This is a genomic window from Limnothrix redekei LRLZ20PSL1, from assembly GCF_043235035.1.
Lineage (GTDB): Bacteria > Cyanobacteriota > Cyanobacteriia > CACIAM-69d > CACIAM-69d > CACIAM-69d.
Genome location: NZ_JAZAQF010000086.1, coordinates 410044 through 424268 on the forward strand (window position 1 = coordinate 410044; position 14225 = coordinate 424268).

10 protein-coding genes are annotated in these 14225 nt (G+C 53.0%); 7 read left to right on the forward strand and 3 right to left on the reverse strand.

The window, feature by feature from the left end; genetic code table 11:
- The first annotated feature begins 145 nt into the window (after positions 1-145).
- The gene (locus VPK24_RS16445; RefSeq protein ID WP_393014958.1) at positions 146-1342 is read left to right on the forward strand and encodes a glycosyltransferase; all 1197 of its coding nucleotides are present in this window, start codon (positions 146-148) and stop codon (positions 1340-1342) included.
- Between the two features lie 29 nt (positions 1343-1371).
- Here VPK24_RS16445 and VPK24_RS16450 read toward each other — a convergent pair whose 3' ends face one another.
- The 3 genes from VPK24_RS16450 to VPK24_RS16460 form a co-directional block, all read right to left on the reverse strand.
- Positions 1372-1902 carry an ATP-binding protein gene (locus tag VPK24_RS16450; RefSeq protein WP_190529655.1) on the reverse strand — a complete coding sequence of 177 codons (531 nt, stop codon included), beginning with the start codon at positions 1900-1902 and terminating at the stop codon, positions 1372-1374.
- 94 nt (positions 1903-1996) lie between these two features.
- The gene (locus tag VPK24_RS16455; protein WP_393014960.1) at positions 1997-2992 is read right to left on the reverse strand and encodes a sugar transferase; all 996 of its coding nucleotides are present in this window, start codon (positions 2990-2992) and stop codon (positions 1997-1999) included.
- Between the two features lie 615 nt (positions 2993-3607).
- Positions 3608-4846 carry a calcium-binding protein gene (locus VPK24_RS16460; protein ID WP_393014962.1) on the reverse strand — a complete coding sequence of 413 codons (1239 nt, stop codon included), beginning with the start codon at positions 4844-4846 and terminating at the stop codon, positions 3608-3610.
- Between the two features lie 775 nt (positions 4847-5621).
- Here VPK24_RS16460 and VPK24_RS16465 point away from each other — a divergent pair.
- From VPK24_RS16465 to trpC, 6 genes are all read left to right on the forward strand, one after another.
- Complete coding sequence (locus tag VPK24_RS16465; RefSeq protein ID WP_393014964.1) at positions 5622-5894, forward strand: hypothetical protein; 273 nt, start codon at positions 5622-5624, stop codon at positions 5892-5894.
- Between the two features lie 1051 nt (positions 5895-6945).
- Positions 6946-8049 carry a PstS family phosphate ABC transporter substrate-binding protein gene (locus tag VPK24_RS16470; protein WP_393014966.1) on the forward strand — a complete coding sequence of 368 codons (1104 nt, stop codon included), beginning with the start codon at positions 6946-6948 and terminating at the stop codon, positions 8047-8049.
- Between the two features lie 274 nt (positions 8050-8323).
- Entirely contained in the window at positions 8324-9250 is a 927-nt protein-coding gene (pstC, locus tag VPK24_RS16475) for a phosphate ABC transporter permease subunit PstC (protein WP_393014968.1), read from the forward strand.
- Positions 9250-10161, forward strand: a complete 912-nt coding sequence (pstA, locus tag VPK24_RS16480; RefSeq protein WP_393014970.1) for a phosphate ABC transporter permease PstA — start codon at positions 9250-9252, stop codon at positions 10159-10161. The genes pstC and pstA overlap by 1 nt, the downstream gene beginning before the upstream one ends.
- Before the next feature lie 225 nt (positions 10162-10386).
- Positions 10387-11181, forward strand: a complete 795-nt coding sequence (gene pstB, locus VPK24_RS16485) for a phosphate ABC transporter ATP-binding protein PstB (protein WP_099532015.1) — start codon at positions 10387-10389, stop codon at positions 11179-11181.
- A gap of 1519 nt (positions 11182-12700) precedes the next feature.
- Positions 12701-13603, forward strand: a complete 903-nt coding sequence (trpC, locus tag VPK24_RS16490) for an indole-3-glycerol phosphate synthase TrpC (RefSeq protein ID WP_393014972.1) — start codon at positions 12701-12703, stop codon at positions 13601-13603.
- The last annotated feature ends 622 nt before the right edge of the window (positions 13604-14225 follow it).

A 14225-nucleotide genomic window follows, 5' to 3' on the forward strand; every position in this document is an offset into this window, starting at 1 on the left:
GATAACCTGCCCGATCGCTTGTCATTTAGGATGAGTGCATTGGTTGGGTACGAATCCATTGAATTGATGCATATGGATTGGTGCATAGGGTATCGATGCCTGCGAGACCAGGCACAGCAGCGGTGACAAGCCGGGTGACAAGACTATGGTGGGTTGGCTGATTTTGGATGGACTCTTGGCCCTGTCTGGGTTAGGAATTGGGATCTTTTGGGTGCGATCGTGCCAGTCCTTGGCCGGTGCATCGCGGCTGGAGCCGGTGACTCTCGCGGAGGTTCCGGCTCGATCGATTGCGGTGGTAATTCCCGCCTACAACGAAGAAGTGAACATCGTGGATTGCGTGCGATCGGTCTTGGCCAGTGAGCTACCGGACACTGTGGAATTACAAGTGTGGGTTGCTGATGACCAATCCAGCGATCGCACCTTGGCCCTGGCCGCAGCCTTGATGCCCACCGATGCCCGGTTGCGGGTGCTGCGAGTGCCCCCGCGCCCCACGGAGCAATTGTGGTTAGGCAAAAACTGGGCCTGTGCCCAAGTGACAGAGGCGATCGGGGAAACCGTAGACTATCTGCTGTTTATTGATGCCGATGTGCGGTTGGCTCCTGGGGCGATCGGGGCCGCTTTGACCCTCGCCGATCGCCAACAAATCGACTTGCTCAGTTGCGCCCCCCTGTTGGTTTGTGGCTGTCTCTCAGAATGGTTGGTGCAGCCCATTGTGGCCAGCGCCATGGCCATTGCCTTTGACTTCCGCACCTTGAACGATCCCAAATCGCCCACGGCCTTTGCAGCGGGGCCCTTCATGTTCTTTCGGCGATCGAGCTATGCCGCCATCGGTGGCCACGCCGCCGTGGGCCATGAATTAACCGAAGACCTGGCCCTCGCCCGCCAAATTCGCCAAAGTGGGCGATCGCTGCATTTCGCGCTGGGGTTGGGGTTAATGCGCGTGCGGATGTATCAAAACTTTGCGGCCCTGTGGGAAGGTTGGACCAAACATTGGCACATTGCTAACCAAAGCAACATCCCTAAAACCCTAATCTCAGCAGCGGGGTTATTTGGAGTGTTTGCCATGCCCTGGCTGGGGTTGTTAATCGGGGCGATCGGGCTACTGATTGACGGCCCCTCTCTCCTTGGGTTTGCGTCCTGTGGGCTGGCACTCGCCACCACGATCGCGGTCTGCTGGATGCGCTGGGCGATCGCCCAACAAACGGACCAATCCCTGCGCTACTGGTGGCTGATGGGTGTGGGTGGCGTTTTAGTTTTCGCGATCGCGATCGCCTCAATCATCAAAATCGAAACCGGTTGGGGATGGACTTGGCGCGGCCGCCCTTTAACCCAAAGCTCTTAACTCCTGAATCAAACAAATGACCCGGAAAGCTAACTGGGGAACGATTTTTGAACCATCAAGCAATTGCGCTTTCCATAGCGACGGTAACGCACCCGCCGCGACAATTGCTCCATAAACATCAATCCCCGCCCCGATTCCTTATCCAGAGGGCTGCGCTTTTCCTGCTTCAGTAAAGCCAACTTTGCATCCCAATCAAAGGGATCGCCATAGTCCCAAATTTGAATATTTAAACAACGTCCGCAACGGCCCACCTCAACCACGATCGGGGTGTGTGGGGGGCGGTGATGGTGCGCATGGCGAGCCGCATTCGTAAATCCTTCCGTCAAGATCAACTGGCACTCCCACAAAAATTGTGGCGGCAGCGATTCAGGAATAGCCCGCTTCAAAATGACATCAAACCACTGCAACAACGAAGGCAGTTCCTGAAGATCCGTTGTGAGGTGCAGGTGCGATTGATGGCTGGTGGGCATCCAGCGGTTATCCGTTTGATAGTCCCACCAATGGTGCAGACGGGGCCCCAACCCCTGAGTCCACCATTGCTGCCAGCGACGAGGCCGCAAGCAATCTCGCAACCAGGCAAGGCGGCCGCGCAGAGATTTGAAGCGGTTTGATCTGATCGAACCTTGAGGACGCGCGCCCATGTGACTCGCCTAACTACATTGCGCCGCTGCTGCGGGAAAACAGAAGTGCGACGGTTTTGAAAATGAGTTTTAAGTCGTGCTTCAAACTCCAATTTTCCTGATATTTCAGGTCTAGGCGAATCACGTCCTCAAATTTTTTCACCGTCGATCGCCCATTAACCTGCCACTCACCAGTCATCCCAGGACGCACATCTAACCGCTGCCATTGGGGAACCTCGTAGCGCTCCACCTCATCAGGCGTGGGCGGCCGAGTGCCCACCAGGCTCATATCTCCCCGCAACACGTTCCAAAACTGGGGTAGCTCGTCCAGGCTGGTGCGACGTAAAAAACGGCCAATGCGAGTAATGCGGGGATCGTTGTCATTCTTGAAGAACGCACCCTCAGCTTGGTTTTTAACCTCGTTACGCCGGGCTTCCGCATCAGAAACCATGGAGCGAAATTTCCAAAGCCGAAACCGCTTACCCATCCAACCGCAACGGGACTGGCTAAAGAGAATGGGGCCAGGGCTATCGAGACGAATGGCGATCGCGAGGGGGATAAATAATACGCCCAAAATGGTCAGCCCCACCAACGAACCCGCAATGTCGAGGGTACGCTTCACCCACGATCGCACCGAGGGGTGAGTGGCCGGTGGCAACATATCTTCTGATGCGGCCTTGGCGCTCATTGGGGCGGTGGCCCGTTCGATCGGCAACATCGCATCCAGACCAGTCATGGACAGCACGGCCATCACTGGCGGCTGCACATCCCGCAATACAAAGCTCACACCCGTCGCATGGGCCAGCTTATAGCTACTGACCAATGCACCGATACCGCTACTGTCCACAAAAGCGGTGCGGCTGAAGTCCAGAGTGATTTGAACCGGAAGTGATTCCGATTCACAGAGCATTTTGCAGGTGTCCTTAAAATCAACGGCTTCCAGAACAGAGAGGCGCTCAGGGATATGAAGAACCGTTTCAGTGGTTCCAGCCACAGTTGAAACACCAATACTAGTCGGCTGCGAAGTCATAGAACCGTGCGAATCACGCGATGATTAGCAGTTGAACCTGAAACTGAAGACAGTTACGAATATCCTGTTGCACCCCTAGGAGAATGTCTGAGACGTAACTTGGGGTACTGGCAAAGCACAAGTTGCCTTCGGGGCAGGGGGCTTAAGCCCCTTGTCGTCGATCGATAAGACCCACAAGATAGCCGTTTTGGCTTGTCAGACATGCTCTAACCGATGACTCAGGCTTTGAGGGCCTAAACATCGATGTTGCTTTTGCGGTCAGAATACCAGTGCGGGTTTGCAATGGTAGCGATTATGCTGTCGGCTACGACGAATCTTAGGATATTCGATCCGCTCATTCATATATAGCTCATCTACTGGTGGTTACCGGCCATTTGCGCCTGATTCTGATCGATGACGATCAATTTCATTTGAGATTCTTAAATACTTCTATAGTTTTCGATGGATGGTGTGACTGATAGAGGTTCTAGGAGTCGATCGCCCTGAAACCAGCTCTCAAATTTTGAGCAAACAATTTTGAGCAAAGAATGCCGCACAGGGAGCCGATCGCCGCAAAATCGGCCCCATTTCCCCAGCCCCTGGCCAGCACCCACCAGCAACCCTCAGCCAGTTGGTCTAAAAGCCGCTAATGCCGTCAGCGGGAGCACCCACTAGGTATGCCACCACTCGATTACCCAGCAGCACCTTCGTATCGCAGCCCACAGACTCGAAGGTGACCTGACCAAAATCAAGGCCGGTGATGCGATCGACCCCTCGCTCAAAGTCCAGAATCGTGATGGTTCCGGGGCGATCGCCCAACACGAACGTATCCCGTCCCACGCCACCACCCAAGGTATCGTCTCCTTGGCCACCGTCTAGCCAATCGTCTCCATCGTTGCCTAACAGCAGATCTTTGCCCCAACCGCCAAAGAGGGTGTCGTTACCATTGCCGCCGCCCAAGGTATCGTCGCCATTCTGACCAACCAACAAATCATTACCTTCGCCACCCAACAGGCGATCGGCATCCGCTTCGCTACCCAGGAGATCTCGGGTCACTCCCCCATCAAGGTCACCAAACAGGGTGTCATTGCCCGCGCCGCCTACCAACAGGTCTTGACCCAAATCACCCCACAGAAAATCATCATCTCGGCCGCCCCAAAGGGCATCCTGGCCACTGCCCCCAAAGATGCGATCGCGCCCGGGGCCCCCTTGCACCACGTCATCCCCCGCGTTGCCGTTGAGCTGGTCGTTGCCCGCATCACCGTAGAGGTTATCGTTGCCACCTAGCCCAAAGATGCGATCGGCTCCCTCGCCACCCCGAATCTCTTCGCTGCGTCCCGATCCGGTAATGAAATCGCTGGAGTTGCGGCCCAACGTGGCCGGCTGGGCGATCGAGTTTTGCTGAAACTGCACTCCGGGTAAATCAGGCAGCGGCAGCGGTGCTGGCTGCGTTGCTAAATTACAAACGGGGGCCCGTGAACTGCCGATCGGGGTAACCGTCGAAATATTCGGGAAAGTGACTCCCGACCCCGAGTTCGATCCACCATTAATCACAATGCCCCGCGACGCATCGATCACAACTCCCGGGCCACTGGTGGTTGGTGTGCTGCTTCCACCGGTTGGTGTGCCGCCTCCCGATGTTCCTCCAGAAGTGCCGCCTCCGGAGGAACCACCGCCGCTAGCCGTGTCGTTATCGGTGTTGGTTGCTGTAATTGTGAAGGTTTTACCTGAGTAATTAGCATCACTACTAGTCAGGGAACCATTGATGTTGTAGGCAATATTGCCATCCACCAGTGAGTCATCAACACCTGTAACCGTCACAGTTTTGGTTGTATTCCAGTTAGTGTTGTCAAACTCCACTGAAACGGGCAACACAGTTCCTTCAGTGGTATCTGAACTAGTCAGATTAACAGTGACTTTGCTGGTGGGCGGCGAGGTTAGTACTAGCGTGAAAGTTGCTGTGCCACCAGCCTCAGTAGTGATTAGTCCCGAGGCTGGTGTGCGTACAATATCGGCCGTGTCATTGTCCGTATTGCTTACGTTAACTGCTACATCGCTCAAGCCATTATATTTAGTGTCTACAGAGTTAGGATCAAGCTTGATCTGATAGGCTTGATCACCGTCTTTTACAAGATCATCGACACCTTTAATGGTAACCGTCTGATCAATATTCCAGTTGATAGATGTAAACGTTAAAGGGGTAGGAAAAGCTGTTCCTTCTCCCGTGTTTGTGCTTGTTAAAGAAACAGTTACATCACTGGTAGGCTGGGATTGGAGCTTAACCGTAAAATCTGTTGTTCCGCCGCCTTCGGTGGTTGTTAAGCCCGCCGCTGATGTAACAATCAAACCTGCTGTGTCATTATCAGTAATCGTAATATTTTGAGAAGTAGTCGTGCCCAAAACCAGCCGACTCGAAGGACTACTGAGAGTTAGAGTTGCGGTCTCGTCATCCTCATCAATGGAGTCATTGACAACCTTAAAGGTGGCTGTTCCCGAAGTCTTTCCATCGGGAATTGTGATCGTGGCTGCGCTGGTTGATAATCCATTCAAAGTGTAGTCACCGGTTGTAACTCCTGTTCCGGTGATCGTTAAGGTAACTGTCTGATTTCCTACTACTGAATCATCAGTTGCGGCATTTCCATCATCAGTCGTGGCAGTAACGGTAATTTCTGTTGTTCCAGCTTCGGAACCAGTAGTTGCACTCATCGACAAATTAACCGGCAATTTGACAATTTGTTTGCCAAAGTCTGTTAGAGGAAGTGCTGCTGCTGATGTAGCTGAAGTCCAGTTACTGGAAGAGTTAATGGCTGACAGCCATTCTGATTTTGTCCCACCAGCAGGGAGTGAACTTAATGTAAAAACACCTCCATTAGTAAATGTCAGGAGAGAAAATGCCTTACTGCTTGCCAATGAGGCAACTTGATAGCTAGCAGAATCTCCAGAGATAGATCCAGTCGTCTCAAAAGAGCCTGTATTATCCAGTTGATAGATAGCCGTAAATCCAGAGTTAAGGGGATTATCATTATTAGTAGACTGCAAGGCAATGATCTGATCACCGCCTGATTTAAGGTCAAGAGAACTATACTCTCCATCAACAGTGGCAGTTATACCAATCTGACCAACTGTAGTCCAGCTAAATGAGGTTTTAGTCTCAGAACTATTGATAATGCTGCCTGTGGCGATGTTGGAGAGTACTTCAAATCTCAGCAGCTCTTCGTCTCCATTGCCATCTGTTGGACTTGATCCACGAAAAGCGCTACCTGTCCAGCCGTTAGTTGTGAAGTAGATAACTGTTCCGGCTGTCAGCGGAACGAGATTAATAAAGGCAAAAGAATCTGGAGTTTGATTACCGGTATAGCCAACGATCGCGATGTCGCCGGGGGTCAGGGTGGTAGGCATGATGCTTCCTCGTGACGATCGAAGAACTTAATAATTAAGAAGTGAACGTGGACAACCAATCAACCCTGCCGCGGCCGACTGACCGAGCGGCAAAAGCGACAACCAAAGACCGGATTTGACGATCGCGCGGCTTAGCTCTGACGCAAATCGGAAAATCGGGGCTGTGGGGTGAGATTGACGAAAATTTTAAAAGAAACCTTAAGATGCAGCCCCAATTTAACTATACCCAAGCGGATGAGCGAAATTTCTGCGGAGGGATGCGAAAATCGGTAGGCAACTCTGAGCAACGAGGAGCCTGGGCCCAAAACCCAAGAATTTGTAGCGATCGCGACAGCAAGCGGCTTGGCCCCATTAACCTTTTCTTTACCCAAGCGGTTTATGCTAGCCGCCGTTTGCCCCTGTCATTATTCACCACACACCAACGGGCGGCGCAACCGGCAGTTTTAGCCGCCGCGAGGCAGTTTCCTCGTAAAGCAACCCACTCGACTTCAGCTCATCGCCGATTTCAAATCAGGTTTCAGATTTCAGACCTCAGACTCGATCGGTTGATTGACTTCACCCCTTACGGAAGCTCTATGACTTACTCACTCCTGCGTCGAATGACCCGTCACGCGGCTGCTGGCTCGATCGCAGCCCTGGCTCTCTCCCTAGCTGCCTGTGGTGGCGCACCCCAAGCAGGCAACAGCCCCGCCGCTGGCGAAAGCCCTGCTGCTGGTGCTAGCCCCGCTGCGGCGGAAGCAACGGCCACCGTCAAGGTTGACGGCTCCAGCACTGTGTTTCCGATTTCGGAAGCCATGGCTGAAGAGTTCATGAAGGTCAACACCAACACCAAGGTGATTGTGGGATCGTCGGGAACCGGTGGCGGTTTCAAGAAATTCTGCGCTGGGGAAACCGATATTTCCAACGCTTCGCGACCCATCAAAGGAGAAGAAATCGAACTCTGTAAGAAGGGCAACGTGGAATATGTGGAGCTGCCCATCTCCTTTGATGGTCTCTCGGTGGTGGTGAACCCCAAAAATGACTTCGCCACCTGCTTGAGCGTTGATCAACTCAAAAAGATGTGGGAACCGGCCGCAGAAGGCAAGGTGAAGAGCTGGAAGGATGTGGATCCGAAGTTCCCCGACAAGCCGATGACCCTCTACGGCCCCGGTACGGATTCGGGAACCTATGACTACTTCACCAAGGCCATTACCGGCGAAGAAGGTAAGAGCCGTGGGGACTACACGCCTAGCGAAGACGACAATGTGATTGTGCAGGGCGTGTCGGGTGATGAAGGCTCCTTGGGCTTCTTTGGCTATGCCTACTACGAAGCAAACAAGGATAAGCTGAAGCTGGTGGAAATCAAGGGCGAGAGCGGCAAGTGCGTTGCTCCGAGTGCTGCCACGATCGCCGATGGTTCCTATGAACCCCTGTCGCGTCCAGAATTCATCTATGTCCGCAAGGATGCCCTCAGCCGTCCTGAGGTGAAGGCCTTTGTGGCATTCCAAATTGATGCGGCTAACAAGCAAATCATTGCGGATACGGGCTATTTGCCGCTGCCCGATGAGGTGTTGACGCTGGCGAAGGAGCGCCTGGAGAAGGGAGTGACCGGTTCTGTGTTCGGTGGCAAGGCTCCGGCTGGGGCTAAGCTGGCTGATCTGCTGGCGGCTGAGAAGGCCGGCGGTGCCGAGAAGAAGTAAACGGGTTCAGCCTGGCGCTGAGGGGCGATCGCCCGGGTCTTTAAAATCCTCACGGGGGCTTTAGATGACAGGGCTGATCATCCCTTGGCTTGTGGCAGATTCTTGAACAGGAGCAATTGGGGCCGAGCACCCAGCAGGGGTCACGCTTCGGTCACTTTGCTCCGTGGTCAAGGCGATGCGACAGGTACTGAGTGGTTGATCAGCCGATTGCCGGTTTGCAGTTAAATCTAGAGAAAATCGAAAAGGTTTTGGCGGGTTACCGCACCCCTTCCCTATGGAGAGTTCCCTGCGCGATCGCGCACTTTGGCAGCCCAATCGTCAAGCGAGTCATCGTACAGAGTTGATCGTTCGACTGATTTTGGGTCTTTTTTCATTTGTATCGGTTGCCACAACGATCGGGATTGTTTTCACCCTGATCTTTGAGACGATCGATTTCTTCAGAATCATTCCCATTTGGCGATTTTTCACAGAAACCCGCTGGACTCCGCTCTTTGCCAGCGCCCAATTCGGGATCGTTGTCTTGATCAGCGCCACGGTGCTAACCACGGGGATCGCCATTTTGGTGGCGTTGCCCTTGGGTCTGCTGTCGGCCGTTTGCCTGAGTGAATATGCCAGCCCCAAGGTGCGACAGGTGCTGAAGCCGGCCCTGGAGGTGTTGGCAGGTGTGCCCACCGTGGTCTATGGCTACTTTGCCCTGCTGTTTGTCACGCCGCTGCTTCAGAAAATCATCCCCGGACTGCAAGGGTTTAATGCCCTGAGTGCGGGGATTGTGTTGGGTGTGGCCATCACGCCGCTGATTGCCTCTCTGAGTGAAGATGCGATCTATGCCGTGCCTCGGAGTTTGCGAGATGGTTCCTATGCGTTAGGGGCTACGAAGCGCGAAACCATTATTGCAGTCGTGTTACCGGCGGCTCTGTCGGGGATTGTGGCTTCGGTGATTTTGGCAGTGTCGCGGGCAATTGGGGAAACCATGATCGTGGCGATCGCAGCGGGTCAGAATGCCACTTTGGGTCTGAATCCCTTTGTTTCCGCCATGACCATGACGGCATACATCGTGCAGGTCAGCCTTGGGGATACGCCAGCCGGGTCGATCGCCTACCGAACCCTGTTCGCAGTGGGTACCACCCTGTTTGTGATGACCCTGGTGTTGAACGTGTTCAGCTTTTGGTTTGTGCGTCGCTTCCAGGAAAAATACGACTAATGGCTATTTCAAACGAATCCCAAGGGCGATCGCGCGCGTTGCTCTTCAACCCTCGTCTGGATCAGCGCTACGTCAAGGACAACATCTTTGCTGGGGCCACCTGGGTGGCCACCGGGCTTGCCATCCTAGTTTTGGTGGTGCTGCTGGTGGATACCTTCATTGATGGAATGCCCCGCATTAGCTGGCAATTCATCACGAGCCTGCCCTCGCGCAAGCCGGAATTGGCCGGGGTGGGCGCGGCATTGGGTGGTTCCATTTGGCTGCTGGTGCTGACGGCGCTGATTGCTTTCCCGATCGGGGTGGGTGCGGGCCTGTACCTGGAAGAGTTCTCGCTCGAATCCTGGTGGTCTCGCCTGATTGAGATCAACATCTCCAACCTGGCTGGCGTACCCTCGATCATTTATGGTTTGCTGGGATTGCAGGTGTTTGCCCGCTGGCTGCAACCCATCACTGGCGGCCGCAGCGTTCTGACCGGGGCCCTAACCCTCTCATTGCTGATTTTGCCGGTGATCATCGTGGCCACCCGCGAAGCCCTGCGCACCGTCCCCGACGGTCTGCGTCAGGCAGGCTTTGCGCTGGGGGCAACCCGTTGGGAGGTGGTTTCGGCCCATGTGTTGCCGTTGGCCCTGCCGGGGATTTTAACCGGAACCATTTTGGCCCTATCTCGAGCGATCGGGGAAACCGCCGCGCTGATCACCATTGGAGCCTTGACCTTCGTTCCCTTCATCCCCACCAATCCCCAAAGCCCCTTCACCGCGCTGCCAATCCAGATCTACAACTGGGTCTCCCGACCTCAGCAAGGTTTCCACGTCAACGCTGCCGCCGGGATTGTCATCTTGATGATTGTTCTGTTGGCCATGAATGGCACAGCAATTCTGTTGCGCAACCGGTTCCAGAAAGCCCTTAACTAGTTCCGGGAATCCCTGAAGTTCTTTGGGTCTTTGGAACTTTGGTGACCGGTACGTTATGACGGTTTTGCAAACGTTCTGCGGTTGATCGATCGGATTGGGACTCACACCCTTCTCATGGCCCGTAATCACCGGATCTAGATGATGGGGTTGAGATCGACCGCGCTGGATGCTGATGTTTCGAGCCTCTCCTTTGCTTCTTCACTTTTCAGTTCAGGTTTGACTGGTATGCAATCTTCTGTCACGTCCAATGCGGTGTTATCTGCCCGATCGGTCTCGGTCTACTACGGTCCCAGCATCGCGGTGCGCGACGCATCACTAGACATCCCACGGGGCGAAATTGTGGCCTTCATTGGCCCCTCCGGTTGTGGCAAGAGCACGATCTTGCGCTGCTTTAACCGAATGAACGACCTGGTTCCCAGCGCCCGCGTTGAGGGACAAATTACTTACAACGAAGAAGATCTCTACGGCCCCAAGGTCGATGCTGTTTCCATCCGTAGCCGCATTGGGATGGTGTTCCAGCGCCCGAATCCCTTCCCCAAATCCATTTACGAAAACATTGCCTTTGGGGCCCGCATCAACGGCTATCGCGGCAACATGGATGAGCTAGTTGAAAGCTCCCTGCGGCGGGCTGCCCTTTGGGATGAGGTGAAAGACAAGCTGCGCGACAGTGGCTTGGCCCTCTCTGGTGGACAACAACAGCGCCTTTGCATTGCCCGCGCTGTGGCCATTCAACCGGAAGTGATCCTGATGGATGAGCCTTGCTCGGCCTTGGATCCCATTTCAACCCTCCGCATTGAGGAACTGATTAAGGAACTGAGTGGTGACTACACGATCGTGATCGTGACCCACAACATGCAACAGGCTTCGCGGGTGAGCGATCGCACGGCCTTCTTCAACGCCCAAGCCACCGACTCGGGCAACAAAGTTGGTTATTTGGTGGAGTACGATCGCACGGAGCGCATTTTCCACGATCCCGTAGAAGAAGCCACCCGCGATTATGTAACCGGTCGATTCGGCTAAAACTGCAGCCCCAACCAGAACCCTAAACGAAGGAGAGGATGCGTTCATGTCTCAATGAACCAGCATCCTCTCCTTTTTAATGGTTGCACTTCTTTAGGGTTGCACTTCGTCTGAACTGCGTTTGAAGGGCTGCGGCAGATTAAATCTTGAAAGGGATCTGAGTAACGTCGAAACTGTGGCGTTAGGAGTTGACAGGTGGTGCAGACATGCGAAGTCGAAATCAGTCTCAGCCAGGTTTGGGCGCTTCTTAACCCATCAGTTTTTACCCATTTGCTGAAAGCCCATTCACTTCTGCAACGAATGAATTGTGATCAGCCAATTCGAAATCAACTAGCTCCTGATTGACCCATAAGCGATGGTCTGCATTCATGGGTTTCATGAACCAGTCTTACTCAACTGGTTTCATCGATCAATTGCGAACAAATACGGACAACTCAATTACGGACAATTACGCAAAGATACGAAAAGTTGCGTAGAAAGCTGCAATGAGTGGTCACGGAAATTCCAAACAGGAGTGACACAAACATTGCTTCAGTGGCGATTGGGATGACCCAAAGCCTCATCAAAGCTTTCGTCCACCATCATTGAAGACAGCAGAACCGGCGCAAACAAAACGGCAAGTACGAGTAGCACAGACATTGATGAACCTCCCTTTTAGGTGAAGGGTAGAGGTAGGAGTTGCATCGCTCAACCGATGCGGGATAGATGCTCTCTGGGTGGATTGCTTTGTACTTTGATTGTGTCACGATCGCCCGATTGAACCAGTGATGGTTCAGCCCGTGGCGCGTGACAGTACTCGGCGGCCTTGTCGATCGTTGTCGTCAGTCTGAGCGATCGCGATCGCACCCCTGCGGTGTCCCAGTGCTGGCCTCCTAAGCTAGGCATTCTTAGGCATTCTCATGGAATCAGCCACGGGCTGAATGATCTAGATTTCCCAGATTCCAGCTTCCCAGATTTCAGCTTCCCAGATTCCAGAGCAGTCACTAGTTGCTTACGAGATTCCTTAAGGAATTCTCTGAGAGCGATTTCAAGGCGTTTCAGACCAGTTATGGGGCGAGCGATCCGGCAACAACTGATTTCGCATATGATTAGGGCCGCTCAATCCAAAACGAGTGGGCAAACCTATTGAACCCAAATTCGTCGCTACTGGACTTGGGTGCTGGATCTTGAGAAGTAGCAGTTTAGAGGGTAGCGATGGCCTACAGAGCCTTGAAGCAATTGCTCACTCGTTTCAGAGGGAGCATTGCTAAAACGATCAATCGTCCAAACGATCATGAAGGTTAACAGATCACCGAGAGCACTTCGACCATTGAACCCTAACCCAAAGATCGCCTTTGATCTCCCCTGGTCAGGACAATTTACTCGTTAGTAAATTGCCAGTTAAATCACCAACTTTGCTGTTTGGCGAATTGGCTCATTTAATTGGTCAGCTATCGATGCTCCGATGCCCCTTAGCCTACATCAGAATCGGCAAAATTCATCCCTTTCTTCATTTAGCGATTCACTGCTTCTAAATTCTATGCAAATTCGTCGCATTCAGCCTAATCCGGCCGTTGCCGTTGACACCTTGCGCTATCAAGTGCGTGTGCCTGATAGTGAACCTCGCCATATTTTGGAAAAAATCGTTTGGCATAAGGAAGCAGAGGTCGATCGCCTGCGAGAATCTTTACCCCTGGTTAAACTTCAGCAACGGGTGCGAGAAGCCCAGCCCCCTCAGGACTTTTTGGCCGCATTGCGCCAACCGCCAGCCCCTCAGCCAGCCCTGATTGCGGAGGTAAAAAAAGCCTCCCCCAGCAAGGGCGTGATTCGTGCGGACTTTGACCCAGTGACGATCGCCCAAACCTATGAGGCCAGCGGTGCGGCCTGTTTGTCAGTGCTGACGGATCAGGAGTTTTTTCAGGGCAGTTTTGATTATTTGGCACAAATTCGGCAGGCGGTGCATTTGCCGCTACTCTGTAAAGAATTTGTGCTTTATCCTTACCAAATTTATCTGGCTCGATCGCTCGGGGCCGATGCCATTTTGTTAATTGCAGCCATCTTGACTGATACGGATCTGCAATATTTCTTGAAGATTATTAATGCCTTGGGAATGACGGCGCTGATTGAGGTGCATACCTTGGCCGAATTAGACCGGGTTTTAGCCCTGGATGGGGTGAAATTGGTGGGGATCAATAATCGGGATTTGGCCACATTTCAAGTGACGCTGGAAACCACGATCGTCCTCTTGGAAAAGCGGGGTGAGCAACTGCGATCGCGGGATATTTTGGTGGTCAGTGAATCGGGCCTGGGCAATCGTTCAGATCTCGATCGAGTAATGAATGCCGGAGCCGGAGCCGTGTTGGTGGGGGAATCGCTGATGCGTCAGCCGGACATGGCCCAAGCGGTCAATAATTTGCTGCATGGCGAAGTCGATCGCGAATGAACCTCTAGCTCAACGCCAACCGGTCAACCGTCCTGATAACGATGGACGGTTGAGCAGTCACCTGCGGTACTGGTGAAGCACCAACAGTTGGGAGGTCAAGGGCTTAGGGCTTGTCGCTAAATCGCTCAAAACCCTGATTACACCGTGACAAGATTGTGGAGGACAAGGGGCTTAAGCCCCTTGTCTGCATTGACCATCGGGGCGTGCAAAGTAGCAATTCAGACTTTTTAAGCATTTCCTTAGAAATCTATTGATTAAAAAATTCGGTAGTGTTGCGGTTCAGTAATGGTGAACGGGTGAAAGCCTTTCTGAGCAAGCCATCTTGCACTGAAAACCATCACTTTGTAGACAATACTAAAGTTTGTTGGATGAATACGAATATGCCGATTAGTTCTCCAAGTTTAGACCAAATTTAGACCAAATTTGCTTGTTAGCGTTACAAATGAATGCCTGAAGCCCTCGTTCAATCTGAAATCAAAATAGCGTTGCTGCCTAAGAGCTAATTTATAAAGAGAAGCTAAAGCCGACTTGGCAGCTCTAAATCCGGTTTTAGGCTAGACCTACCCGAAGCATCACCCAGCTCATGAGTCGTCTCCCGGTCATTGCCAATCCTACCCGCAAA

What these genes read in the sequence shown, in the direction of transcription:
- VPK24_RS16445 (WP_393014958.1), top strand. Translation starts at nt 146, where the DNA reads ATGGTGGGTTGGCTGATTTTGGATGGACTCTTGGCCCTGTCTGGGTTA.
- VPK24_RS16455 (WP_393014960.1), bottom strand. Translation starts at nt 2,992, where the DNA reads ATGACTTCGCAGCCGACTAGTATTGGTGTTTCAACTGTGGCTGGAACC.
- VPK24_RS16470 (WP_393014966.1), top strand. Translation starts at nt 6,946, where the DNA reads ATGACTTACTCACTCCTGCGTCGAATGACCCGTCACGCGGCTGCTGGC.
- pstC (WP_393014968.1), top strand. Translation starts at nt 8,324, where the DNA reads ATGGAGAGTTCCCTGCGCGATCGCGCACTTTGGCAGCCCAATCGTCAA.
- pstA (WP_393014970.1), top strand. Translation starts at nt 9,250, where the DNA reads ATGGCTATTTCAAACGAATCCCAAGGGCGATCGCGCGCGTTGCTCTTC.
- pstB (WP_099532015.1), top strand. Translation starts at nt 10,387, where the DNA reads ATGCAATCTTCTGTCACGTCCAATGCGGTGTTATCTGCCCGATCGGTC.
- trpC (WP_393014972.1), top strand. Translation starts at nt 12,701, where the DNA reads ATGCAAATTCGTCGCATTCAGCCTAATCCGGCCGTTGCCGTTGACACC.